Here is a 23,548-nt window from a genome sequence, read left to right on the forward strand (position 1 = left end):
GCTATGGAGACAAGTACCGCAGGACGTGGCGACGTGTGGGACCGACTCGCCTACCTGCTGGTCCTCTCGCGGCCCCGTTTTTGGCTCTATCTCGCCGGGCCGGTTCTCGTCGGAGGGGCCGCTGCCGCGACGACCCTCAGTGACCTGTACGACCCCGCCGTCGTCGTCTTGTTCGCGTACTTCCTCGTCCCGGCGAACGTCTTCCTGTACGGCGTCAACGACATCTTCGACGCGGATATCGACGAGGCGAACCCGAAGAAAGACGACCGCGAGGCGCGGTGGCGCGACGACCCCGTAAACACCGCTGTCGTCATCGGTAGCGGTGTCCTCGGCGCGGTCGTCATCACACTCGTGCCCGCACTGGCGTGGCCGTGGATTGCGGCACACTTCTTTCTCGCCGTCGAGTACAGCGCACCACCGTTTCGGTTCAAGACGACGCCGTTTCTCGACTCGGTGTCGAACGGCCTGTACATCCTCCCCGGCGTCGCCGCCTACGCCGCGGTCGCGGGTGTGAACCCACCGGCGCTCGCAGTCGCAGGGGCGTGGCTCTGGACGATGGCGATGCACACGTTCTCCGCGATTCCCGACATCGCCCCCGACCGCGAAGCGGGAATCCGAACCACTGCGACCGTCCTCGGCGAAGGGCGAACCTACGCGTACTGCGCGGTCGTATGGACACTCGCAGCCGTTTCGTTCGCCACCGTCGACGCCCGACTCGGTGGACTGCTCGCCATCTACCCGGTGTTCGTCCTCGGCGTCGCGGCCTCGGACGTGGACGTGGCGCGAGCCTACTGGTGGTTCCCGATTCTCAACACCGTCGTCGGCATGCTCATCACCGTCGGGGCACTTTGGAGTACTATCTATGGGTGAGTATCGGTCGCGACTCCCCCGAACGCGCCGCGAGGTCGAACACGCACTCGACCGTCTCGTTCGGGAGAATCGCTTTACTATCTCGGTGTTCTTCCCGCTGAACGGCGCGGTGCTGCTCGTCGCCAGCGCGATGGGCTGGCTTCCCGAGCCGCTGGCGTTCAACGCATTTCTCATCCTCCTCGGAACGCTCGTGATGCGCTCGCCGCTCATCGTCGGCGTCCTCCCGCTCGTAACGCGCCGGGCCGCGCTGGGTGTCGGCGCACTCACCGCCTACGCCTACGCAATCGAGTACACCGGCATCACGACCGGATGGCCCTACGGCTGGTTCGAATACGGCGTCGAGTTGGGGCCGACCGTCGCGGGCGTCCCCATCGGTCTCCCCGTGTTCTTCATCCCGCTCGTGATGAACGCGTATCTCCTGTGTCTGCTCCTCCTCGGCGACCGCGCCAGACACACAGCAACTCGTCTCGGTGTCGTTATCGCGACTGTCCTCGCGATGGACGTCGTTCTCGACCCGGGCGCTGTCGCACTCGGGTTCTGGAAGTACTACCGACTCGGACCCGACGCGCTCCTCTTCTACGGCGTTCCGCTGTCGAACTACGCCGGGTGGGTCGTCAGCGCCACGATTGCCGTGGTCGTCCTCGACTGGGCGTTCGACCGCGACGCGCTCCTCGCCCGACTCGACCGCACCGAGTTCATGCTCGACGACCTGGTGAGCTTCGTCATCCTCTGGGGCGGTATCAACCTCTGGTTCGGAAACGGCGTTCCGGTGCTCGTCGCCGGACTCTTCGGCATCGGCTTACTCCGAACCGAGCGATTCGACTCGGAGTTGCTCAAACTTCCGCGGTCGCTCCCGTGGCGGTCGTAGTCGGAGCGAAAAAGAAAACCGCTCAGTCCGAACCCCAGAGGGGAAGCGACCGAAGCCACCCCGAGAGGCGACCCCTGTTTTGTGCCTTCGTCGTGGGCGTCGACCCGGGGCCGAAGTCGGCCTCCAGTTCGTCTTCGTCGTGATACGGGACGACGCTCACGGCTTTGAACACCGCGACCGGGTCGCGCCAGACGGCCCAGTACGCCGCCGTCTTCGTGAGGAGTGCGACCTTGCGGGCGGTTCCTAACTCGGGCGTCGTCGAGAGCGTGTCGTAGTCGAGGTTCCGAATCGACCGGTGGTGGTCAGCGTAGAGAACCGCCGAGAGGAGGACGGGGAACTGGCAGTCCTCGGGGAGGTACTCGATACCGGCGACACCGTCGCGGTAGAGCGCTTCTGTCCGGCGAAGTTCGTCTTGCATCGCCGCGGCGACGTGCTCGTCGAACTCGCGGTTCAGAATCTGTTCGGTCTCGACACCGTGGCGGGCCAGTGTCTCCTCGGGGAGATAGACCCGGTCGCGTTCGACGACGTCTTCGCCGACATCACGGAGGAAGTTCGACATCTGGAACGCCTGCCCGAGTGCCGTCGCATGCGGAAGCGCCGCCTCCGGGTCGTCAGGCTGCATCACGGCGGTCATCATCCGCCCGACGGCGGACGCCGACCCGTCCATGTACGCCTCTAACTCCTCGTAGGTCCTGTAGCGGTCCTTCTCGATGTCCGACTCCATCGCGTCGATAAAGACGTTCACGTCGTCGGGGTCGATATCGTACCGGCTGCGGAGCTCCGCGAACGCCGACAACACCGGGTCGTCGGCCTCTCGTTCACCGAGTGCTTCGGCTCGGAGTTGTTCCAGGCGCTCGCGTTGCTGTGCGGGCGGGGCAGTCACCTCCGCGTCGACGACTTCGTCGGCAACGCGGAAGAACGCGTACAGGACGTACGTCGCGTGACGGACTCGCTGCGGGAGGAGCCGCGTCGCGAAGTAGAACGTCTTCCCCGTCCGTTGTTGGATTTCCTTTCCGGCTTCGACCTGTGATTCGTTTAGCATCGTTTCGTATACCGCGTGACCGAGTAAGCGGGACGTCGTGGTCGCGGGTGGTCTCGCTCGGTTATTGGGCCGGTACCAGCATAACACTTCGTGCTGCAGTGATGTTCTCCGCCGAAATCAGTGACGAGGAAGGTATCATCCGGTGTCTCTTCCCTGTCAGCTCACGTCACCAGAACGTATCGCTGCAGTCGTAGACGACGCCGTGTTCCGGACAGACGTACTTGCAGTGGCGGTGACTCATCGACGACCCACAGAAGGGACACGGTCTGCCCTTCGGAGCGTCGAGCGTACACGCGTCTCGACCGGACTCGTCGTTCATACGAACTTTTCGTAGGACTGTACAGACATATGGTTTACTACCATTGTGGGGGTAGTTCCGAACACCCGGAATAACTCTCCCCGAAATTGGTACTGATGTGGAACAACCCTCATGTAGTTCCCACCCGGACCCTCTCTTGTAAAGCGCCGGACGCACTCGTGTATCGTGTCTGACCGTACCCGTGGGAATATTACGCCCCCCGACGAATCAGTAAAGCGAACAGTCGATGGAGAAGGCGCTTTGGTACCTACTGACGGCGACGCGTGGTGGTGAGAACCGCGTCCGAATCATCCGCGCGCTGTCCGACCAGCCGATGAACGCAAACCGCCTCGCCGACGAACTCGACGTCGGCTACAAGACGATTAGACACCACCTCGACATGCTCGAATCACACGGCGTCGTCGAGGGCGGTGACAACAAGTACGGGCGACTGTACTTCCTGACTGACCAGTTCGAGCACAACCGCGACACGTTCGAGCAAATCACGGAGCATATGGACTGAAATCATGGCTATGGGCACACAAATCGTTGCAGCGAGCGCCCTCTCGGGCGTGAACATCGTTTTCCTCGCGGCGTTGACAGTCGTGTGGGTTCGCAACTACCGGACGTTCCGGACCGCTCTCGTCTTGGGTCTCATCGCGTTTGCCGTCGTGATGCTCGTCGAGAACGCCTTCGCGCTGTACTTCTTCTTCACGATGCAGAGTCTCTACTCCGGCGACCCGCACGTCCAACAGGCGGTGTTGATTCTTCGCGGCCTCCAACTCGTCGCGCTCGCGTTCCTGACGTACGTCACGATGCGGTGAGCGACCCGGAGCCTCTGGTCGCGCCCTCAATTTGGTACTGATTCGACCCCAACTCGACACAGACTCGGTTCGAATCTCGAAAAATCGCCTTTAGCTCGTCTGTCGTCTCTCTGCCTGTGGTTTCTGACCACAGTGGAGTGCCCATGACCGATACGACACCGCGGACGACACGACGAACCGTACTAGGACTGACCGGCGCTGGCATCGCAACCGCGCTCGCCGGGTGCCTCGGCGAGACGACGATTCCCGCACAGAGCAGCAATGGAAACGGCAACGGTGGCCAATCTGCACGCACCTACCGGGTCACCGTCGCGAACCTCACTCGCGGGCAACCGTTCACTCCGCCGGTCGTCGTCGCGCACAAGGCCAGCATCGAACTGTTCGCCGTCGGCGACCCAGCCAGCGACGCAATCCGAGAAATCGCCGAGAACGGGAACCTCGGACCGCTGGGAGAACTCGCAGAAAGCGCGACAGACGTTCGCGGCGCTGCCATCGGCGAGACGCCACTCGTCCCGACCGAACTCCCCGCCAGTGAGATGTTCCCCGACTGGACCACGCTCGAACTGGAGACGGACGCGAGCGGCGGGTTCCTCTCTTTCGTCAGCATGCTCATCGGGACGAACGACGGGTTCACCGGCCTCGACACCGTGCCCCTCCCGGACCGGGTCAACGAGTCGCGGTCGTACTTCGCATCGAGTTACGACGCTGGCACGGAGATGAACACGGAGCTGTACGAAGACATGGTTCCCCCTGCGCAGGCCCTCTACGGAATCGACGGCGGAGTGGACGGGACAGGAATGAGCAACCCCGACCTCGCGGAAGACGGCGTCATCACACCGCACAGTGGCATCACCGGCGATGGCGACCTCGACCCGGCCATCTACGGCTGGGACGACCCCGCGGCGCTCGTACAGGTCGAACGCATCGCGTAGGCACGCCTCGTCGCCTCCGCGGTTCAGCGTCGAAAGAAAACGACCGGTACGTCGGCCCGGCGTTCGGGCCGACCGAATCACTCAGTTTTCGTGCGTCGTGCTGTGTGTCGCGCGCTTAGCACTCGGACCAGCCGCAGTTCTGGCAGGTCTTACAGCCCTCGGAGTAGTAGAGACTCATCTCTCCACACTCGGGACATTCGGGGCTCTCGCCCGCTGCCAGCAGGTCGGCCGTAGCGTCGGCCTGGACGTCCGCGCCGTTTGCGTCGCCCGCGTCGATTGCGACGCCGCCGTCGGTGTTACTCGTCTCGGCGGCCTCGGCTTCGACTTCGGTCAGGTTCTTCTGCCGTGGGTAGCCCTTGTCGATGTCGCCGTCGAGGTAGCGGCGCATCGCGGTGCCCATAGCGTCCGGGATGGAGTTGATCTGTTCGCCTTTGTCCCAAGCGACCTTCGGGCTGCGGATGCCCTTCAGTTCGTCCGCAATCTCCTCGGGGTCGACACCCGAGCGGAGCGCGGTGGAGACGGTCTTCGCGAGCGCCTCGGTGAAGGAGGCGGTGAAGCCGCCGGAGTTGCCGATGTTGGCGAACAGTTCGAACGGCTCGCCCTCTTCGTCTTCGTTGATGTTGACGTAGAGCTTCCCGTAGCCGGTGTCGATGCGCTGGGTGACGCCGTAGAGCACGTCCGGACGCGGGCGCTTCTTGCCGACTTCGCTGGGCGAGTCGGCGAAGGCGAGTTCGAGTTCGTCGCCAATCAGGTCGGAGACCTCCTCGGATTCGAGGAAGGCGTCCACGTCGCCGAAGACATCGCGAATCTGCGAGACGATGGCCTCTGCGGCCTCTTCGTCGTCGGAGAACTCGGTGTTCTTCGCACGCGTGGTGAGGACCTGCTTCGAGCGCGTGCCGTCGCGGTAGACGGTGACGCCCTTGCCGCCGTGGTTGTAGATGTAGCGGTAGACCTCGTCCATGTCCTCTTTCGAGGCGGAGTTCGGGAAGTTGCAGGTCTTGGAGATGGCGGAGTCGACGCCCTTCTGGAGGGCGCACTGGACGCCTGCGTGTTCGAGACCGGTGAGGTCAGACGTGACGACGAACAGTTCGCCGATAGCGTCCGGAACCGTCGAGAGACCTTCGACGCCGTCGAACTCGTTTGCGGCCATCTGCTCTTGGGCTTCGAGTTTGACTTCCTCGACGTCGATGTCGTTGGCCTCCAGCACGCGGAGGAAGTAGTCGTCGAACTCGACGAGCATCTCGTCGCCCTGCACGTCGTCGGAGACGTTCTTGTAGTAGGCGACGTTGTAAATTGGCTCGCAGCCGCCGGTAGTGTTCGACACCATCGAGGTGGTGCCCGTCGGCGCGATGGTCGTCGTGTTGTGGTTGCGGATGGGGAAGCCGTCTTCCCAGTCGTCGGCGGACTCGCCGGTGTGGTGTTCGAACCACTCGCGGTACTCGGTCGGGTTCGCGTACTTCGAGTCGTCCCACGCCTCGAACGGACCGCGTTCTTCGGCGAGTTCGTGGGAGGCCCACTTGGACTGGTGGTTGATGTGGGTCATGAGCTGGCGCGCCATCTCGTTGCCCTCGTCGGAGCCGTAGCGGACGCCGAGTTGGATGTAGAGCTGTGCGAGCCCCATGATTCCGAGACCAATCTTGCGGAGTTCGCGGACCTTCTGTTCGATTTTCTCGACCGGGAAGTCCGACATCGTGACGACGTTTTCGAGGAAGCGCGTGCCGTACTCGATGCGGTGGTCGAACTCCTCCCAGTCGATGGCGTCTCCGAGGAAGGCGTCGATTGCGTCCGAGATGTCGTCGTACTCGTCGCCGTGGGCGTCGTACCAGACACGCCAGTCGGGCGCGTCCATGTCGACGAGCGTCGAGAGGTTGATGTGGCCGAGGTTACACGCCTCGTACTCTTCGAGCGGCTGTTCGCCGCACGGGTTCGTCGCGAGGATGCGGTGGTCGGGGTGCTTCTCGACGTCGAAGGAGTGCTGCTTGTTCGCGCGTTCGAGGTAGACGACGCCGGGTTCGCCGTTCTCCCAGGCACCGTCGATAATCTGTTCCCAGAGTTCGGCCGCCGGAATCGAGAGGACCTCGCCGACTTCGACGTGGTGGCCGAGGTCGAACATCTCGTAGATTTCCTTGGTCTGCGGCGTCGCAACGTGGGGTTCTTCCGTGCGCGGGTTGGTGAAGACGAACTCCTCGTCGTTGTACAGCGCCTCCATGAATTCGTCGGTGACACCGACGGAGATGTTGAAGTTCGAAAGGTGGCCTTCCACGGCGTTGCGGAGGTGCTTGGGGACGCGGCCGTCCTCGTCAATGAGTTCGCGCGCCTCTTCGAGGGCGTCGGCGAACTTGGTGTGGGTGAAGTCGTCGGGGTCGTTCAGACGGAGCGTGTGCGCGAGAGAGACGTCTTTGTTCTTCGCGTGGAGGAACTGAATCACGTCGGGGTGCGAGACTCGCATGACGCCCATCTGGGCACCGCGGCGGGCACCGCCCTGCGCGATGGTCTCACACATCTGGTCGAACGTGCGCATGAAGGTGATGGGGCCGGAGGCGATACCGCCGGTCGAACCGACCGCGTCACCGTAGGGGCGGAGCTTCCAGAAGGCGTAGCCCATGCCACCGCCGGACTGGAAGACCTCTGCAGCCTCCTTCGCAGTCTGGTGGATGTCCGTGATGTCGTCGCCAGGCGAGTCAACGAAACACGCCGAAAGCTGCTGGAGTTCGTCGCCAGCGTTCATCAGCGTCGGCGAGTTCGGCATAAAGGAAAGCTGTTCCATCATGTCCTGGAACGTCTCGCGCTTGTCGACGACGGCTTCGCGAACGTCTTCCGGGAGTTCCGGGACGAGAGTGTCGTAGGAGAACTTGTTGACGTTGTAGACAGAGAGCGTCGTCTCGGCGTCCGTGTCGTCCGCGGAGACGCCTTTGCCGAAGACTTCCGCGGCGAGTTCGTCACGGCGCGGGTGGTCGGGCTTCAGCAGGTCTGGCGTGACGGTAATCTCGATATCACGCTGGTCGGCCTCGAAGACGGCCTCGGCGAGTGCGATGTTCTTTGCGACACGTGGGAAGAGGTCTTCCTGCGTCTCGGTGAGGTCACCGTCGGCGTTCTTCCGCAGATAGCGGGCGGGAAGAATATTGTCGTAGGCGTTGCCCGTCATCCGCTCGGCAAGCGTGTCGCCTTCGGTCCGCTTGACCGGCAAGACGAGTTCGTCCGCAGAGAGTTCGGCGTTGCTCATCTACTGTCCCTCCCACCCGAAGCGTGTCCGGGTGTTTCGTCGTACGTGTGGAATAGTTCCGCGCATGGGTAACGATGTTGGTCTGTGTGATGTGGTCGGTTAAGGCTTCGGACTTTCTCCCCCGAAGTATCATATTTAGTGCAGTTGTGTCACGGGGAAACGATGCGGTCCGAAGTGCACATTGTAGTTGGAGGACGGCTGACCACATAACGGTAGCCAGAGCGGAGTGGAAGTGAAATATCGACGCGAAAAATCGACAGACGTAGCCGAGATATCCAGTAGAATGAGAGGGGGGAGCAGCCGGCTCTGAACATGTAACATGGTTCGATGTCTCGCATCGACGAGGTGAATATAAAGGCTACGGCGACAGACGACAGTCCAAGAATTATCAGATTTTGTATGTTGGAATGAGTCGGAGGGATTCGGGCCGTGTACGCGGCGATTTAGCGGTGGCGGGACACGCAGAATCGACCCACCGTATCCCCCCACAAGCTTATCCTCGCTTCGGGTGTCATGTTCAGGTATGGTAGTCGAATCTCTCACCGCGGTACCGCTCCAGCTTGGTGGCCTCCTCGGCAGTCAGCTCGGACAACTGCTCCTCGTGCTCGTGGCTATCGCGGTCGTCATCCTCGTGGGGCGACTGGTGCTGAAAATCGCGTGGCGGCTCGTCACCATCGCGGCCGTCATCATCGGTGCGTTGTTGCTGCTGTCGTTCTTCGGCCTCAGCCCATTCTAAAGCGCAGGGAGGCTCTGGTAGCGGAGCCACAGACGCGTGGGAATTGCAGCCCGACGGGACAGACCTCGCTATGCGACCTCGAAGCCAGCGACCGCCGAGAGAAAGTTTCTGACGACGCCGTGTCCAGAGCCCGTGAGCACGCTCTCCGGGTGGAATTGGACACATTCGATTGGATACTCGGTGTGCCTGACGCCCATCACCAGCGACTCTCCGTCGTGGTCGGTCGTCGCCGACACGTCGAAGCAGTCCGGCACTTCGGTCGCGATGAGTGAATGGTAGCGACCAGCCGGGAACCCGTCGTTCAGGGCGGTGAACACGCCCGAACCGTCGTGTTCGATGGGATAGGCCTTTCCGTGAATCGGTTCGGGGGCGTGGCCGATGGTTCCGCCGTAGGCGTAGACTGCGGCTTCGAGACCGAGGCAGACACCGAGCGTCGGGATTTCGGTCGAAAGCTCGCGCAGCACGTCGGTCGTCACGCCCACGTCGCGGTCGTTCTTCGGGTGACCCGGTCCCGGCGAGATGACGAGCGCGTCGGGGTCGAGGTCCCGAATCTCGTCCAGTGAGGCAGTGTTCTTCCGCACCTCGATATCGAGCGATTCGCCGTCGACTGTCTGCTCGGAGAAGTACTCCACGAGGTTGTAGGTAAACGAGTCGAAGTTGTCCACGATGACGACGCGTCTCATCGTGACACCTCCGGTGCAGGGGACTCGTCAGTAGTGTCGGTGTCGTCCTCGTCGGGGTCAGACTCGTCGGTGTCGTACTCGATGTTCCGAAGCGCGTCGAGGACGCCGCCCATCTTCTGTTCGGTCTCGTCGTACTCGGCCGCGGGGTCCGAGTCGGCGACGATACCCGCACCTGCGCGGACTGTCACAACGTCCTCGCTGCCGTCAGATTCGACCGTCGCAGTGCGGATGACGATTGCCATGTCGGCGTCGCCGGTCCACGAGTAGTAGCCGACGCCGCCGCCGTAGACACCGCGTGGGTCGGCTTCGAGGTCGTCGATAATCTCCATTGCTCTGACTTTCGGCGCACCAGTCAGCGTCCCGGCGGGGAAGGTCGCGCGCGTCGCGTCGAACGCGTCTGATTCGGCATCGAGCGTTCCCGAGACCGTCGATTCGATGTGCTGGACGTGACTGTATTTGACGACGCTCATGAACTCCTCGACGCGGACGCTCCCGGGTTGGGAGACCCGGCGCACGTCGTTGCGGCCGAGGTCGACGAGCATCGTGTGTTCTGCTCGTTCCTTGTCGTCTGCGAGGAGTTCGCCCGCGAGACGGCGGTCTTCGACAGGACCGGAGCCACGGGGGCACGTCCCCGCGATGGGGTTGACGACGACGCGGTCGCCGCGAACCGAGACGAGTGTCTCTGGGCTCGCGCCGACGACGCGCCGCTCACCGTGGCGGAGGAGGTACATGTACGGCGACGGGTTCACGTCCCGGAGGGAGGCGTACAGGCCGACTGGGTCGACCTGCCCGTAGAGTCGTCGCGTGCGCGAGATGACACCCTGATAGATGTCGCCGTCGCGGACGTGCTGTTTCGTCTCGCGGACGGCCGCCTCGTAGGACTCGCGGGATTCGGTCTCTTCGCTCGTGCGCTCGAACCCACCGGGGTTCGGGTCGGCGGCCGACGCGAGTTTGTCGCCGACGCGCTCGGCCTCGGCGACGACCGACTCGTACACGTCTTCGGGGTCGTCATCGGGCGTCACGACCGGCGTGCAGACGAGTTTCACCGTGTCTTCGACGTGGTCGAACGCGAGCGTCCGCGTGGTCAACACGAACTCCGCGTCGGGGTCGTCCGTCTCGGGGCGCTCGCGACCGACTTCGTCCAGCCAGAGGTCGTAGACGGCCTCGTAAGCGAGGAAGCCGACCAGTCCGCCAGTGAGGGTCTGGCGCTCGGTGTCGGGGAAGTTGACGCGCGGGAGGTCTGGAAGTGCGCCGCGAAGCGAGTCCAGCACGTCGCCGTCGGTCTCACGGACGAATGCCGCGGCGGGGCCGCCGAGGTCGGTCACGTCGACGCCGTCCGGGCCGACAGTCACCACTGCCTCTGGGTCGTAGCCGACGAACGAGTAGCGAGCATGGGAGTCTGCGGTCGTCGCGGGCGACGAAAACGCGCCCTGTGGGTTACTCGATGCGACCTTCTCGGCGCTTTCGAGGAGGAACCCGTACTCGCTGCGCTCTGCGAGCGCCGTGTACGCCGCAAGCGGGTCTACGTCCACGTCGAGGTCGGTGACGAGGTGTGTGACGACCGGTTCGTCGTGGTCGGCGAGGCGGTCGGCGAACGTCTCGCGGTCGGTCTGTGGACGACTCACGCCGAAACCTCCTGGCGCTTCTCCGTCGCTTCCGCGACGAACGTGCGAACTGCGTCGTGGTCCTTCACGCCGCCCGAGGCTTCGACGCCGCTTGCGACATCGACACCGTAGGGCTGGACCGTCTGGACGGCTTCGGCGACGTTCTCGGGGGTGAGGCCGCCAGCGAGAATTACCGGCACGTCCACGGCTTCGACCAGCGCGCGCGAGGCGTTCCAGTCGTGTGTTTCGCCGGTTCCGCCACCGCCAGATTCAGACGGTGTATCGACGAGAATCGCGTCCGCGGCTTGGGCGACAGCCTGCGCTCGTTCGATGTCGGTCGCTTCGACCACCGGAACGACGCGAACGCCTTCCTCGCGGAGAGATGCGAGTTCTTCCGGCGAAAAGTCCGCGTGCAGTTGCAGCACGTCAGGTCGAACCTCGCGGACGAGGTCGCGTGCGCGAGTGACAGATTCGGGCATCGTCACGAGTGTCGTGGTGAGAAACGGCGGTGCTGAGGCGACGAGGTCGCGTGCGCGGGCGACGCTAACCTCACGAGGAGTGTCGACGGAGACGTCGGCGATGACGCCAACCGCGTCCGCGCCCGCCGATTCGACTGCTTCGAGGTCGGCGTCGCGGGTGACGCCGCAGACTTTCACACGGACCATCTACGCCTCCCGGAGGGCGTCGAGTTTGGCTTCCGCCGCGCCGGTGTCGATGGCTTCGCGGGCGGTTTCGACGCCTGCTTCGAGAGAGTCCGCGAGGTCGGCGACGTAGATGGCCGCGCCCGCGTTGGCGAGGATGAGGTCGCGTTTGGGGCCGGTCACGTCACCCGTCAGAATGCCTTCGAGGTCGCGGGCGTTCTCTTGTGGTGTTCCGCCCGCAACGTCCTCGATAGGTGCCTGTTCGAGTCCGAGGTCGCCCGGCGTGAGCGTGTATTCGGTGACTTCGTCGTCGTCGACTTCGGCGACGGTCGTCGCATCGTGGAGCGCGATTTCGTCCATTCCGGAGCCGTGAACGACGAGCGCACGTTCGACGGGCATGTGCGAGAGCGCGCGGGCGACCATCGGCACGAGGTCGGGGTCGTAGACGCCGAGGACCTGCGCGTCGGCTCCGGCGGGGTTCGTCAGCGGGCCGAGGACGTTGAAGATGGTCCGCATACCGAGTTCCTTCCGCGGGCCGATGACGGCCTTCATCGCCGGGTGGAACACGGGCGCGAGCATGAAGCCGACGCCGTTGTCTTCGATGCACTTCTCGACCGACGACGGTTCGGCTTCGACGTTCACGCCAGCGACCTCCAGCACGTCGGCACTCCCCGAAGAAGAAGAGACGGAGTAGTTGCCGTGCTTGGCGACGGCCGCACCAGCGCCCGCGGCGACGAGTGCGCTGGTCGTCGAGACGTTGATTGTGTCGTAGTCGTCGCCGCCGGTCCCGCACGTGTCCACGAGCGGTCCACGGGCGGGGTCGATAGTCAGCGCCGCATCGCGCATCCCCTGTGCGAATCCGGCTATCTCGGCTTCCGTCTCGCCTTTCGCCCGGAGTGCGGAGAGCAGCGCGCCGATTTGCGCCTCAGTTGCATCCTCGAAGACCGCCGTCGCGGCCTCGCGTGCCTCCTCGACCGTGAGGTCCGACCCTTCTGTAACGCGCCGAATATAGTCCTGCATTTGTAATCACCAGTGTACGTGTTCGGGTTACGATGTACAAATTCGTACACTATCTTAAGCGTGTCGGGCTGGCGAGATTCGCCGCAACCGGCGGTCGCAGAATGCATTTCGACACGCCGTGATTGCAGTATAAAGCGGTGTAGGCCGCCTCACCGGGTGAATCGCCCTACGTGGTCCGATTCGAAAGCTTAAATTGTAACCCCGGACAACGGAGAGATGCGTCCAAGCGGGCGTAGGAAGCACCGTAACCGGGTTGGTGGTCTAGTCTGGTTATGACACCTCCTTGACATGGAGGAGGCCGGCAGTTCAAATCTGCCCCAACCCACTACCTTCCTGCGCTTTGGTCTCTGGACGATGTTCGCAACACCAGGGTTGGTGGTCTAGTCTGGTTATGACACCTCCTTGACATGGAGGAGGCCGGCAGTTCAAATCTGCCCCAACCCACTACTTTCTCACAACGAACTACTCGTCGAGCACCGCGTAGCGTGTGCTCGACACCGTGAGTTGTGTGAAGTCGTGCCGCGGGGCAGGTTTGAACGTTCGAGTGAGTGAGCGAAGCGAACGAAACGAGTGCAGTTCAAATCTGCCCAACCCATTTCGCTTCTTCGAGAACCTAACGAACACCGAGGCGAAGCCTCGTGTGTGAGACACCAACCACTGTTCTTACTAATCGTCCGCGGGGGCGACATCCGGCACCGTAAACTCTCGCCGGTGGTGGAGTTGCACTAGCGACAAAGCCACGACGTACCCGAGTGCGGCGAGTACGATGGCGAGAACACTGTTCCCGAGCAGTTGCCGAAGCACGATGTTGAATCCGGCGTCGAGAGACACGTCCGAAACTGACGCGCCGGGGACCGGCCCGAGGAGGAACGACCCGAGCCAGAAACTCGCACCGTAGACGGCCCACTTCACGGGCGGGTTGAAGACGACGAGCGACGCGACCAACGCGAGTTTGCTCGCCCGGTCGACGAAGTAGGCGACGAGTGCGAAGATGACAAATGCAGTGCCAGCGGTCGGCAGCGCCGTCACGAGAACGCCGAAGGCGAAGCTCAGGGCGATTTCGTGGGGTGTGTGGTCCTCCGCAATCGCTCGCTGGATACCCGATTGGACGCGCATCGGCAGCGCCGTAATACTCGCTCGGACTGCCGCGACTCTCTCGCGCACTGTTGTGGGCTAGATGCGCGTGTTCGATATCAATTCTTCGTCGGCGACGGAGCGCGCAGTACCGCCACAGAGTGACTACCTGAACCGTCGGTCTGACTCCCACTTCCGTTTGAGTCCCATCGACTCGGTCACCTCGCGGGCGATATCCGAGACGTGGTGTCCGATATCGCTCACGGTCACGATACCCACCATCTCCGACCCGTCGAGGACGACGAGTTTCTTGATTCCCTCGTCTTGCATCTTCTTCGCGGCGGCACGCAGTGTCGCAGTCGGTCGAATCCACGTAATCGGATGGGACATGACCTTCCGAACTGGTATCCCCGACAGACAATCGTCTATCGAGACGCCAGCCCACAGGATGTCGGACTCAGTGATGATTCCGGCCGGTTCATCGTCGACAGTGACGATGACACTCCCCGCCCCGTTCGTGAGCATGGTCCGCGCGCAGTCGGAGACTGTCGAGTGCTCGTCGACCGTCACGACGTCCTCGGTCATTATTTCGTCAACTTGCATGGGGTGTGGTCTGCAGAGACTCGTTCAGTGAGCGATGCCATTCTGGTGAAAAACTCGACGTACCTATTTGAGTGTTATTCTCAGGCATGACTTCGTGGCAGTGTGAGTAAGGAAATCCCAGCGGACAAGACGGTTGTCGCGGCCTCGAACCGCCTCGTCAGTCGTCGCCCGGCGTCGGTGTGTCGGTCGGGTTCGCAGTCGAGGAGCGACTGTCCTCAGCCGATGGTTCCGCGGGGTCGGAGGTGTGGTCGGAAGCTGGCTCTTGGTGCGCGCCAGTATCGCTGGCAGCGTCGCCGTCGTGGGTGTCGCCCGACACAGCTCCGTCACCCGCGGAGACCTCGAACGCACCGAGCAGTTCGTCGAGGTGAGCGACGTGGGTCGAAAGCTCGCGGATGTCTTGGTTGACGTCCGTGAGTGCTGCAGTCTGCTGTTGGGCGGCCGCCGAGACGGTCTCCGCCTCTGCGGTCGTCTCTTCGGAGATACCCGCGATTTCGTCAGTCATGGCAAGAACTTCCTGCGAAGAGTTGGCCTGACTGCTCGTCGCGTCGGAAATCTCCCGAACGCTGTCGGTGGTCTCTTCGACGCGCTCGACGATACCGCCGAACGAGGCCAGCGCGTCGTCGACCGAGTCTGCACCTTCTTCGACACGGGTGCGCATGCGCTCGATACGGGAGACGACCGCGTCGCGTTGGGTCTCTATCTCCTCGATGAGGTCCTCGATGTCGGCCGCAGAGGACTTCGTCTCCTGTGCGAGTTGCTTGACCTCGTTGGAGACGACGGCGAAGCCTTCGCCGGCCTCGCCCGCACGGGCAGCCTCGATGTTGGCGTTGAGCGCGAGGATGTCGGTCTGCTCGGCGATTTCGGTGATGACCTCGACGATGTTTCCGACTTCTTCGAGTGTCTCGTCCAGTGCTTGGACTTCCGTGACGGTCGCTTCCGTCTCGTCGCGAATCTTGTCGATGTCGTCGAGCGCTTCGCTGGCGGCGGCTTGACCGTCGAGAGACCGGTTCTCCGCCTCTTCGGTGATTCGGACGAGTTCGTCGGCCGCGGAGGCAATCTGCTGGATGGACGCCGAGAGGTCGTTCACCTCGTCGGAGACGGCCATGAGGTTGTCAGTCTGCTCGGTCGCCCCGTCAGAAATCTGCTGGACGGACTCGGAGACCTCCTCGCTCGCGGTGGAGACTTCGTCTGCCCGCGACGCGACCCGGTTGGCGAGCGTCGCAACCTCGTCGCCGAACGTGACGACAGTTCCGAGCGTCTGTTCGATGTCGTCCATCATCTCGTTGTACGATTCGGCGACGAGGCGCATGTCTTGGCTCTTCGAGTCAGTCGGAAGCCGGACGGTCAGGTCGCCGTCGGCGGCCTTCCCCATGGACTCACTGTAGCGTCGGGCATCCGCCCGTTGGTCGCGCAGGTCGTCGCGGAGATTGTCGATACCGCGAACGACCTGCCCGAACTCGTCGTCGCGGTCTGTCTCCAGCTCCACGTCAAGGTCGCCGTCGCGGAGCGTCGAGACGGTGTCTGCGAGTTCGACGAGCGGTTTGGCAGTGTTCCCACGGATGATGAGTGCGAACCCGACGAAGCCGAGCATACTCATGAGCAGGAGTACCCCGAACTGGATGCCAATCGACCGCGATTGTGCGAAGACAGCGCTAGCGGGTGCGTGCAAGAGAAGCACGCCGCCGCCGTGAATCGGAACGTGTGCAACCAGGTGCGGTGAGGAGACGAACCCTTCGACCGGCGCGAGACGGGACACGCCTGTTTCCCCGGAGAACGCTGCGTCAAGCGCCGCAGCGTCGGCGGCAGGGTATGCAACACCGGCTTGGCCACCGCCACCGTCGTAGACGATAGTCCCGTCCTGCGTGACGAGTTGGGTGAAGCTTCCATCGACACCGCCGTCAAATGCAGCCCCGAGCGACGAGGCTTCGGCCACGAGAACGATAGCCTGCGGTTCGATAGAGGGCAGCGGTGCGACGAACGCCATGTAGGCGACGCCGTCTTTGACGTACACCGTCGTTCGCTCCACGCCGTCGTCAGAGAGGTCGGCACTCTCGGGGAGCGGAATTTGCCCGTTTTCGTAGAGCTTCGTCCCAGCGACGCCGTCTTCAGACGAGCCGAGAACCTCCGTCGTCTCGGTGTTGACGAAGTGGAGCGCAGCCACGTCTTGCGGCATATCCTCTTTCGCTTGCGAGAGCGCTTGCGAGGACCGGTCTTCGGTCGTACTCCCCGCCGATGGGTCGGCAGCGACGATGCTGACGAGTCTCGACCGCTCTTCGATCCACGAGTTCACCTGCAGGCCCTCACGTTCGGCCTCGGTGAGCAAGTTGGCGCGGGCGTCTTCGTTGATGCTCGCTGATGTCTGTTGGAACTGAATCACACCAACACCAGCAACGAGAATAGAGACGAGTAGCATCGCAGAGACGAGCCGTCGCACGTAGCTCTTCGTAATCGCATCAGGAAGCCGAGATTCGGCTTCCTCGACGATGTTTCCAGCCATTATCCAACACGAATAGAATTTCCCCGATAAATCCGCGCCCCCGAGTATCAACACCGATAATCNGAGATGTGTATAAGAGACAGGAATAGAATTTCCCCGATAAATCCGCGCCCCCGAGTATCAACACCGATAATCGTCTTGTGTGTTCGTTGGAAATATTGGATTCCGCCAATCAAGCGTCACAGATAGGTCTGTCCAGTGCTATCGTTGCCCATGGAAGCTGTCGTTCCCCTCCTCGTGGCGGGCTTTTGCATCGTGGCCCCGTCACTCCTCTTCGTCGGGTTTGTCCGCCTCCTCGATAGCATGCGGGACGACGCGCTCGTCGAACGGGTCGTCGACCGACTCGACGAGGGTGTCGAGGGTGAAGGGACGACAGTCGACCCGACGCTGTTCCTCCAGACTGCACAGGAAAAATCGCGCGAGCGAATGGTCGTCTGTCGAGAGTGCGGTGCGCCGAACGTGGTCGGGAGCAATCGCTGTGGGATGTGCGGAACGCGGCTAAAACGAAGATAGGTGCGGAAGACTTAGAGGAAGTCTTCGATGTGGTCGGCGACTTCGTTCGGGGTGTCGCCGACGGGGACGCCCGCGTCGTTGAGGGCGTTAATCTTGGACTCTGCGGTGCCCGTCCCGGAACCGGAGACGATAGCGCCAGCGTGACCCATGCGCTTGCCCGGCGGTGCCGTACGGCCAGCGATGAAGCCAGCGACCGGCGTGTCCATGTTCTCGGCGATGAACTTCGCGGCCTGCTCTTCGTCTTCGCCACCAATCTCACCGCACATGACGACGGCCTCGGTGTCGGGGTCGTTCTCGAACGCTTCGAGGGCGTCGATGAACGAAGTGCCGATGATTGGGTCGCCGCCGATACCGATGGCGGTGGTCTGGCCGATACCGCGCTCGGTCAGGTTCGAGACGACCTGGTACGTGAGGGTACCGGAGCGCGAGACGAGACCGACGTTACCCTCCTCGAAGATGTTGCCGGGGAGGATGCCGAGTTTGGCCTCGCCAGGCGTGATGATGCCCGGGCAGTTGGGGCCGATGAGACGCGTGTCGGTCTCCGACAGGCGCTTGTTGACCTTGGCCATGTCCTGCGTCGGGACGCCTTCCGTGATGGCGACGACGAGGTCGAGGTCCGTGTCGAGCGCCTCGAAGATAGCGTCCGCGGCGAACGCCGGTGGGACGAACACGACGGAGGCCGTGGCGTCTTCCTCTTCGACGGCCTCGGAGACGGTGTCGTAGACGGGGATGCCGTCAACGTCCTGTCCACCCTTTCCGGGGGACGTTCCGGCAACGACGTTCGTGCCGTACTCCACCATCTGCCGGGTGTGGAACTTGCCTTCTCCACCAGTGATACCCTGTACAACTACACGCGTGTCGTCGTCGACGAAAATGCTCATTGGGACACCTCCTTGGCGTTCTCGACAGCACGCTGGACAGCGTCTTCCAGCGTCGCTTCGACCTGCACGAGGTCGGTGTTCAGAATCTCCATGCCTTCCTTGGCGTTCGTGCCCGCGAGGCGGACGACGACCGGTTTCGGAATCTCGTCGAACTGCTCCAGCGCCTCGTTGATACCCTTGGCGACCTCGTCACCGCGGGTGATGCCGCCGAAGATGTTGAAGACGACAGAGTCGACGTTCTCGTCAGAGAAGACCATGTCCAGCGCGTTGGCGACGCGTTCTGCCTTCGCACCGCCACCGATGTCGAGGAAGTTGGCGGGTGTGCCGCCGTAGTAGTCGACGAGGTCGAGCGTCGTCATGACCAGCCCGGCACCGTTGCCGATGATGCCAGTGTTGCCCGACAGACGGACGTAGTCGAAGCCGTACTCGCCAGCCTTGGCTTCGAGTTCGTCCTCGTAGGAGTCTTCTTCCATCGCCGCGAGGTCGTCGTGGCGGAAGAGCGCGTCGTCGTCGATGTTCATCACGGCGTCCGCGGCCACCACGTCGCGGTCCGAGGTAATCATCACGGGGTTGATTTCGATGTCAGACGCGTCGTTGGCCTCGTAGAGGTCGTAGAGCGTCGAAAGGAACGAGGCGACGTCGAACGCGACGTCACGCGGGATACCAGCCTCGAAGACGACCTTGCGGGCCTGGTACGGGTGCAGACCGAACGCGGGGTCGATGTGCTCGCGTGCGATGGCGTCGGGGTTCTCTTCGGCGACTTCCTCGATGTTGACGCCACCTTCGGTCGAGACCATCGCGACGGGCTTGCCCTCGCTGCGGTCCATCGTGATACCGACGTACAGTTCGTTCTCGAAGTCGACACCAGCCTCGACGAGAACTTTCTCGACGGTGTAACCCTTCAGGTCCATTCCGAGGATGTCCTCGGCGGCCTGACGAGCTTCGTCTTCGTCCATGGCGATTTTGATACCGCCAGCCTTGCCACGCCCACCGACGTGTACCTGCGCCTTGATGGCAGCAGGGTAGCCGATGTCCTCGACCGCCTCCATAACCTCGTCTACCGACGATGCGAGACGGGACTCGGGCACCGGAATCCCGGCCTCGGCGAAGATATTCTTCGCCTGATATTCGTGAAGCTTCATGCCATCCGTGGGAGGGGAAGGCACGCGCTTAAATCCCAATCATCTCCTCGTCGGAGGGCGGTGAAATTCGCCGACAGTGATTACTCGCGAACGAAATAATACGCACCAAAGAGCCCGGATACGAGACCGAACGCAGCGAGGACCGGACGCACCAGATAGAGTTGGATGAGCGCACCCACGTCGATGCCGCCGCCTACTTGGTCGGCGCGCAGTGAGTACACTTCACCCTCGTATCTGACCGGGTACAGACCGTAGCCGACGTCGATGTGGTCCGTCGCGTAGTGCAGGTCCGGTGCGGTCTGGTTCTCGTCGTCTACCACGTACGTGTCGTTCGACGCGGCTCTCGCCCGGTCGAAGGCACGCTGTGCTGCTGGCGAGAGGTACTCGTAGGGAACGACGTCTGACTCGCTGTACGAGAGTCCGTCGACGGTCCCGCCGGTCGCGGGGTGAACTTCGACGGCGTAGTCGATGTCTCGGGACGTGTCCACGATGGGCATCGCCGCCGCTCCGGCGAAAAAGACGACGGCGACCGCAACAAGCGTGAGAACGCGTCGGGAGGGCATCAGCGGGTGATTCTCGATACGCCGGTAAGTGTTTTCGGCCAGCCGACACGCCCCAATGAACCGACTCGCTCTCTTTTCTCCCCCACCAATCTCTCCGGTGACTCCGTTTTTATCAGGGATGGCGACGCACGCAGAGCCATGCGCGCCGTTCGATTCCACACCCACGGCGGACTCGACGTGTTGCAGGTAGACGACATCGACGTGCCCGAGCCACAGCCCGACGAGGTGCTCGTCGAAGTCGCCGCTGCCGGCGTCAACCCCGTCGATACCTACTTCCGAGACGGGTCGTACCAACCCTTCGCCATGCCGATGATTCCGGGCGTCGATGTCGCTGGCGAGGTTGCAGCCGTCGGCACCGACGTCACCGACTTCGAAGTGGGTGACTCCGTCGTCGGCACCGGTATCGGAAAGGACCACTACGGCGGCTACGCCGAGTTCGCGGCGGTCCCGACCGACCGTCTCGCGGTCCTTCCAGACGACGCGGACCTCGTCGCGGCGGGCGGCGCGGGAGTTGCGGGGGTCACCGCGTGGCGGGCGCTCGTCGACCACGGTGGAATGCAACTCGGCGAGACAGTCCTGATTCACGGCGGCTCAGGCGGCGTCGGCCACGCGGCCGTCCAACTCGCCAACGCAGCAGGCGCACACGTCATCACCACGGCGGCCCCAGAATATCACGACCGCGTGGCAGAACTCGGCGCCGACGTGGTTCTCGACTACGGCCGCGACGACCTCGCCGAGGCAGTGAAAGACGCCGCGAAGGGTGGTGGGGTAGACCTGACGCTTGACCACCGCCTCGACGATTACCTCCAGTTCGACGCCGACGTGGCAGCCACAGGGGGACGAGTCGTCGGCATCGGCGAGAACGACCCGCAAGTCGGGTTCGAACTGTCGTCCGCCGCTCGCGGGAAGGACCTACAAATTACGATGATGAGCATGTTCAACACGCCGGAACTCACGGCCCCGCTCCGGGAACTCGCCGGACTACTGGGCGCTGGCGACTTCGAAATCGACGTTGCGCGAACCTACGACCTCGACGAGGCTGCAGACGCACAACGAGCCGTCATGGAAGACAGCTTCCTCGGAAAGCTGGTTATCACGCCCTGAATCGCCCTCCGGCTACTGCGTCGTCTCGACTGGCCACCGCATCTTATGTCGTGTGCGACCAATTGTCATTGCAATGACTGTCGATTTCGATTTCGAAGGAACAGTCGCACTCGTCACCGGTGCCAGCGGGGAACTCGGCGGTGCAGTCGCCCGGGCCTTCCACGCTGCGGGCGCGTCAGTCGCGGCCGCGGACGTCGTCGAACCGGACGACGAAGACGGCTTCTTCGACTCGGATGGCGTCCGTTTCTACGAGGGTGACTTCACGGACGAAGACGAGGTTGCCCGCGTCGTCGACGCCGTCGCGTCCGACTTCGGCCGCATCGACCACCTCGCGAACATCGCGGGAACGTGGCGCGGCGGGACGCCCATCGACGAGACCGACGCCGAGACGTTCGATTTCCTCTTCGACGTGAACCTCAAGACGATGTTCCTCGCCTCGAAACACGCGATTTCGCACCTCCGTGAGACGTCAGGGACTATCGTGAGCGTCTCTGCTCGGTCGTCGCTCGAAGGGGGCAAGGGCGACGGCATCTACCGGGCGTCGAAAGCTGGCGTTCGACTCCTGACAGAGACGATTGCGGAGGAGAACCTCGGCGACGTGCGTGCGAACGCGGTCATGCCGAGCATCATCGACACGCCGATGAACCGCGAGATGATGCCCGACGCGGATTTCGAAACGTGGGTCACGCCAGCGGAGATTGCACAGACGATTCTGTTCCTCTGTTCGGACGCCTCATCGGCAACGAGTGGGGCGGCGGTCCCGGTGTACGGCGAAGCGTGAGAAACAATTATTAATTTGACAACATCGGCCCTGATTAGGCGCTACTACCACCGACTTGCGAGGGGTGCGCGCGAATTTTTGCAGCGAGCGCATGACATTCACGAACACGACAAGCGTTAGAAATCAGGGGTGAATAATCGCCAAGATTCGGACGAACGTGCCATCATATATAATCGTTTGGAGAAATGTGTAGGTTTTCCGCCCGATATGCGACTGCATACCGCGTCATTTATCACACCCTCGTCAGCAACACGGTGGTAGAACATGAACGAACGTGAAACCTGGGCGACGAGAGCAGGCTTCATCCTCGCTGCAGTCGGCAGCGCAGTCGGTCTCGGGAACATCTGGCAGTTCCCGTTCAAGACTGCGCAGTTCGGCGGGGCATCCTTCCTCATCGTCTACGTTATCGCCGCACTCGGCATCGGCCTCCCGGCCATCCTCGCCGAGTTCGTCATCGGGCGGAGAAGCAACCTGAATACCATCAGCGCCTTCGAGAAACTCGGCCACAAGAACTGGCGCTTCGTCGGTGCCCTCGGCTTGTTCACTGGCTTTTGGATTCTGTCGTACTACAGTGTCGTCGGCGGGTGGGTCCTCCGCTACATCGGCGGTAGCCTGACGGGTGCGTACTTCGGTGCGCCCGCAGAGTACTTCGGACAGGTTTCGGCCGGTATGGACGCGCTCGCGCTCCACGCCGTCTTCATGGCACTCGTGGTCGTCATCGTCGCCGCCGGTATCGAAGACGGTATCGAGAAGGCGACGAAGCTGATGGTTCCGAGCATCATCGTCATCCTCGGTGCGCTCGCAATCTTCGCCTTCACGCTCCCCGGAGCGTCCGAGGGGTACGCGTACTTCCTCTCGCCCGACTTCGACGCGCTCTTTGCGAACTTAGGCGACATCGTTCCCTTCGCCGTCGGGCAGGCGTTCTTCTCGCTGTCGCTCGGTATGGGTGCGATGATTACCTACGCCTCTTACATCGACGGCGACCAGAGCCTGTTCGGTGACGGGATTACCATCGTCTTCCTGAACAGTTTCGTCGGCATCCTCGCCGGTCTCGTCGTCCTCCCGCTCCTGTTCGCACAGGGTATCGACCCCAACACGAGCGGTGCCGGTGCGGTGTTCATCAGCGTCGCCGGCGCGTTCGCCAACATCCCCGGCGGGCAGGCAATCGGTCTCATCTTCTTCCTCGTGGTTCTCATCGCCGCGCTCTCGTCGGCGATTAGCCTCCTCGAAGTCGTCGTTTCGTGGGCTATCGACAACTACGACGTGACGCGCCCGCAGATGGCCGTCCTCCTCGGTGGTATCATCTTCCTGCTCGGCGTCCCCTCGGCACTCGACACGGCGTGGCTCGGCTGGTTCGACACGCTGGCGTACAAGTTCTTCCTGCCCGTGGGCGTCCTCGGTATCCTCATCTTCGTCGCGTGGGTCTACGGCGCACCAGCCCTCGACGAAGTGATGAAGGGAAGCGGCCTCGGCGACGGCGTCGGCCTGACGTGGCTCTGGCTCGCACGCACGCTCGTCATCGTGGCTGTCGTCGCCACGCTGGTGCTGGGCTTCCAGACCCTGTTCCTCGGCGAGAGTCCGGCTATCATTCCGCCCATCTGAGGCGGCGAATCGACACATTTTTGAGCAGTTACGATTCCTCGATAGCG

At 62.8% G+C, this 23,548-nt stretch carries 23 protein-coding genes and 2 tRNA genes; 12 read left to right on the forward strand and 13 right to left on the reverse strand.

Annotated features, from left to right (window positions below; all coding sequences use genetic code 11):
• The first annotated feature begins 3 nt into the window (after window positions 1–3).
• Both C453_RS14950 and cruF read left to right on the forward strand, forming a co-directional pair.
• Window positions 4–870: a prenyltransferase gene (locus tag C453_RS14950; protein WP_008325682.1), complete on the forward strand. Its 867-nt coding sequence runs from the start codon at window positions 4–6 to the stop codon at window positions 868–870.
• On the forward strand, window positions 863–1,738 hold the full coding sequence (gene cruF, locus C453_RS14955) for a bisanhydrobacterioruberin hydratase (protein WP_008325684.1): 876 nt from the start codon (window positions 863–865) through the stop codon (window positions 1,736–1,738). Before C453_RS14950 ends, cruF begins: the two co-directional genes overlap by 8 nt.
• A gap of 22 nt (window positions 1,739–1,760) precedes the next feature.
• Here the strand turns inward: cruF and C453_RS14960 are convergent, their stop codons facing one another.
• Both C453_RS14960 and C453_RS20480 read right to left on the reverse strand, forming a co-directional pair.
• Window positions 1,761–2,780, reverse strand: coding sequence for a phytoene/squalene synthase family protein (locus C453_RS14960; RefSeq protein WP_008325686.1), 1,020 nt, complete (start codon window positions 2,778–2,780; stop codon window positions 1,761–1,763).
• 166 nt (window positions 2,781–2,946) lie between these two features.
• Window positions 2,947–3,099, reverse strand: a complete 153-nt coding sequence (locus C453_RS20480) for an HVO_2523 family zinc finger protein (RefSeq protein ID WP_008325687.1) — start codon at window positions 3,097–3,099, stop codon at window positions 2,947–2,949.
• 226 nt (window positions 3,100–3,325) lie between these two features.
• Between C453_RS20480 and C453_RS14965 the strand changes: the two genes are divergently transcribed.
• The 3 genes from C453_RS14965 to C453_RS14975 all read left to right on the forward strand — a co-directional run bounded on the left by C453_RS14965 (window position 3,326) and on the right by C453_RS14975 (window position 4,834).
• Complete coding sequence (locus C453_RS14965; RefSeq protein WP_007543051.1) at window positions 3,326–3,601, forward strand: ArsR/SmtB family transcription factor; 276 nt, start codon at window positions 3,326–3,328, stop codon at window positions 3,599–3,601.
• Between the two features lie 4 nt (window positions 3,602–3,605).
• Window positions 3,606–3,902: a hypothetical protein gene (locus tag C453_RS14970; protein ID WP_049907729.1), complete on the forward strand. Its 297-nt coding sequence runs from the start codon at window positions 3,606–3,608 to the stop codon at window positions 3,900–3,902.
• A 143-nt stretch (window positions 3,903–4,045) separates the two neighbouring features.
• Window positions 4,046–4,834, forward strand: coding sequence for a spondin domain-containing protein (locus tag C453_RS14975; RefSeq protein WP_008325695.1), 789 nt, complete (start codon window positions 4,046–4,048; stop codon window positions 4,832–4,834).
• A gap of 115 nt (window positions 4,835–4,949) precedes the next feature.
• Here C453_RS14975 and C453_RS14980 read toward each other — a convergent pair whose 3' ends face one another.
• Window positions 4,950–8,057: an adenosylcobalamin-dependent ribonucleoside-diphosphate reductase gene (locus C453_RS14980; protein WP_008325696.1), complete on the reverse strand. Its 3,108-nt coding sequence runs from the start codon at window positions 8,055–8,057 to the stop codon at window positions 4,950–4,952.
• Window positions 8,058–8,580: 523 nt separating this feature from the next.
• On the opposite strand from C453_RS14980, the gene C453_RS14985 reads away from it, so the two are divergent.
• Complete coding sequence (locus C453_RS14985; protein ID WP_008325697.1) at window positions 8,581–8,793, forward strand: hypothetical protein; 213 nt, start codon at window positions 8,581–8,583, stop codon at window positions 8,791–8,793.
• Between the two features lie 68 nt (window positions 8,794–8,861).
• Here the strand turns inward: C453_RS14985 and trpG are convergent, their stop codons facing one another.
• Genes trpG through trpD form a run of 4 tightly spaced genes read right to left on the reverse strand, consistent with a single transcriptional unit; the run spans window position 8,862 to window position 12,741 of the window.
• Window positions 8,862–9,476: an anthranilate synthase component II gene (gene trpG, locus C453_RS14990; protein ID WP_008325698.1), complete on the reverse strand. Its 615-nt coding sequence runs from the start codon at window positions 9,474–9,476 to the stop codon at window positions 8,862–8,864.
• Window positions 9,473–11,101 (reverse strand): anthranilate synthase component I, encoded by a 1,629-nt coding sequence (gene trpE, locus C453_RS14995; protein WP_008325699.1) that lies wholly within the window; start codon window positions 11,099–11,101, stop codon window positions 9,473–9,475. Before trpE ends, trpG begins: the two co-directional genes overlap by 4 nt.
• Window positions 11,098–11,745, reverse strand: a complete 648-nt coding sequence (locus C453_RS15000; RefSeq protein WP_008325702.1) for a phosphoribosylanthranilate isomerase — start codon at window positions 11,743–11,745, stop codon at window positions 11,098–11,100. Before C453_RS15000 ends, trpE begins: the two co-directional genes overlap by 4 nt.
• Window positions 11,746–12,741 (reverse strand): anthranilate phosphoribosyltransferase, encoded by a 996-nt coding sequence (gene trpD, locus C453_RS15005; RefSeq protein ID WP_008325703.1) that lies wholly within the window; start codon window positions 12,739–12,741, stop codon window positions 11,746–11,748.
• 250 nt (window positions 12,742–12,991) lie between these two features.
• On the opposite strand from trpD, the gene C453_RS15010 reads away from it, so the two are divergent.
• Window positions 12,992–13,066, forward strand: a tRNA-Val gene (locus C453_RS15010).
• Between the two features lie 44 nt (window positions 13,067–13,110).
• A tRNA-Val gene (locus C453_RS15015) sits at window positions 13,111–13,185 on the forward strand.
• A 222-nt stretch (window positions 13,186–13,407) separates the two neighbouring features.
• Here C453_RS15015 and C453_RS15020 read toward each other — a convergent pair.
• From C453_RS15020 to C453_RS15030, 3 genes are all read right to left on the reverse strand, one after another.
• Window positions 13,408–13,905 (reverse strand): DUF2062 domain-containing protein, encoded by a 498-nt coding sequence (locus tag C453_RS15020; RefSeq protein ID WP_049907731.1) that lies wholly within the window; start codon window positions 13,903–13,905, stop codon window positions 13,408–13,410.
• Window positions 13,906–13,980: 75 nt separating this feature from the next.
• On the reverse strand, window positions 13,981–14,418 hold the full coding sequence (locus C453_RS15025) for a CBS domain-containing protein (RefSeq protein ID WP_049907735.1): 438 nt from the start codon (window positions 14,416–14,418) through the stop codon (window positions 13,981–13,983).
• 157 nt (window positions 14,419–14,575) lie between these two features.
• Window positions 14,576–16,915, reverse strand: coding sequence for a methyl-accepting chemotaxis protein (locus tag C453_RS15030; RefSeq protein WP_008325712.1), 2,340 nt, complete (start codon window positions 16,913–16,915; stop codon window positions 14,576–14,578).
• Between the two features lie 213 nt (window positions 16,916–17,128).
• Between C453_RS15030 and C453_RS15035 the strand changes: the two genes are divergently transcribed.
• The gene (locus C453_RS15035; protein WP_007543035.1) at window positions 17,129–17,428 is read left to right on the forward strand and encodes a zinc ribbon domain-containing protein; all 300 of its coding nucleotides are present in this window, start codon (window positions 17,129–17,131) and stop codon (window positions 17,426–17,428) included.
• A gap of 11 nt (window positions 17,429–17,439) precedes the next feature.
• On the opposite strand, the gene sucD is transcribed toward C453_RS15035, so the two are convergent.
• The 3 genes from sucD to C453_RS15050 form a co-directional block, all read right to left on the reverse strand.
• The gene (sucD, locus tag C453_RS15040; RefSeq protein ID WP_008325713.1) at window positions 17,440–18,309 is read right to left on the reverse strand and encodes a succinate--CoA ligase subunit alpha; all 870 of its coding nucleotides are present in this window, start codon (window positions 18,307–18,309) and stop codon (window positions 17,440–17,442) included.
• Window positions 18,306–19,451, reverse strand: a complete 1,146-nt coding sequence (gene sucC / locus C453_RS15045; protein WP_008325715.1) for an ADP-forming succinate--CoA ligase subunit beta — start codon at window positions 19,449–19,451, stop codon at window positions 18,306–18,308. The genes sucD and sucC overlap by 4 nt, the downstream gene beginning before the upstream one ends.
• Before the next feature lie 80 nt (window positions 19,452–19,531).
• Window positions 19,532–20,014, reverse strand: a complete 483-nt coding sequence (locus tag C453_RS15050; RefSeq protein WP_008325717.1) for a hypothetical protein — start codon at window positions 20,012–20,014, stop codon at window positions 19,532–19,534.
• 138 nt (window positions 20,015–20,152) lie between these two features.
• On the opposite strand from C453_RS15050, the gene C453_RS15055 reads away from it, so the two are divergent.
• From C453_RS15055 to C453_RS15065, 3 genes are all read left to right on the forward strand, one after another.
• On the forward strand, window positions 20,153–21,118 hold the full coding sequence (locus tag C453_RS15055) for an NADPH:quinone reductase (protein ID WP_008325718.1): 966 nt from the start codon (window positions 20,153–20,155) through the stop codon (window positions 21,116–21,118).
• Between the two features lie 73 nt (window positions 21,119–21,191).
• Entirely contained in the window at window positions 21,192–21,899 is a 708-nt protein-coding gene (locus tag C453_RS15060; RefSeq protein ID WP_008325720.1) for an SDR family oxidoreductase, read from the forward strand.
• Window positions 21,900–22,163: 264 nt separating this feature from the next.
• The gene (locus C453_RS15065; RefSeq protein WP_008325721.1) at window positions 22,164–23,501 is read left to right on the forward strand and encodes a sodium-dependent transporter; all 1,338 of its coding nucleotides are present in this window, start codon (window positions 22,164–22,166) and stop codon (window positions 23,499–23,501) included.
• Window positions 23,502–23,548: the final 47 nt, after the last annotated feature.

The sequence above is a fragment of the Haloferax elongans ATCC BAA-1513 genome (assembly GCF_000336755.1).
GTDB lineage: Archaea > Halobacteriota > Halobacteria > Halobacteriales > Haloferacaceae > Haloferax > Haloferax elongans.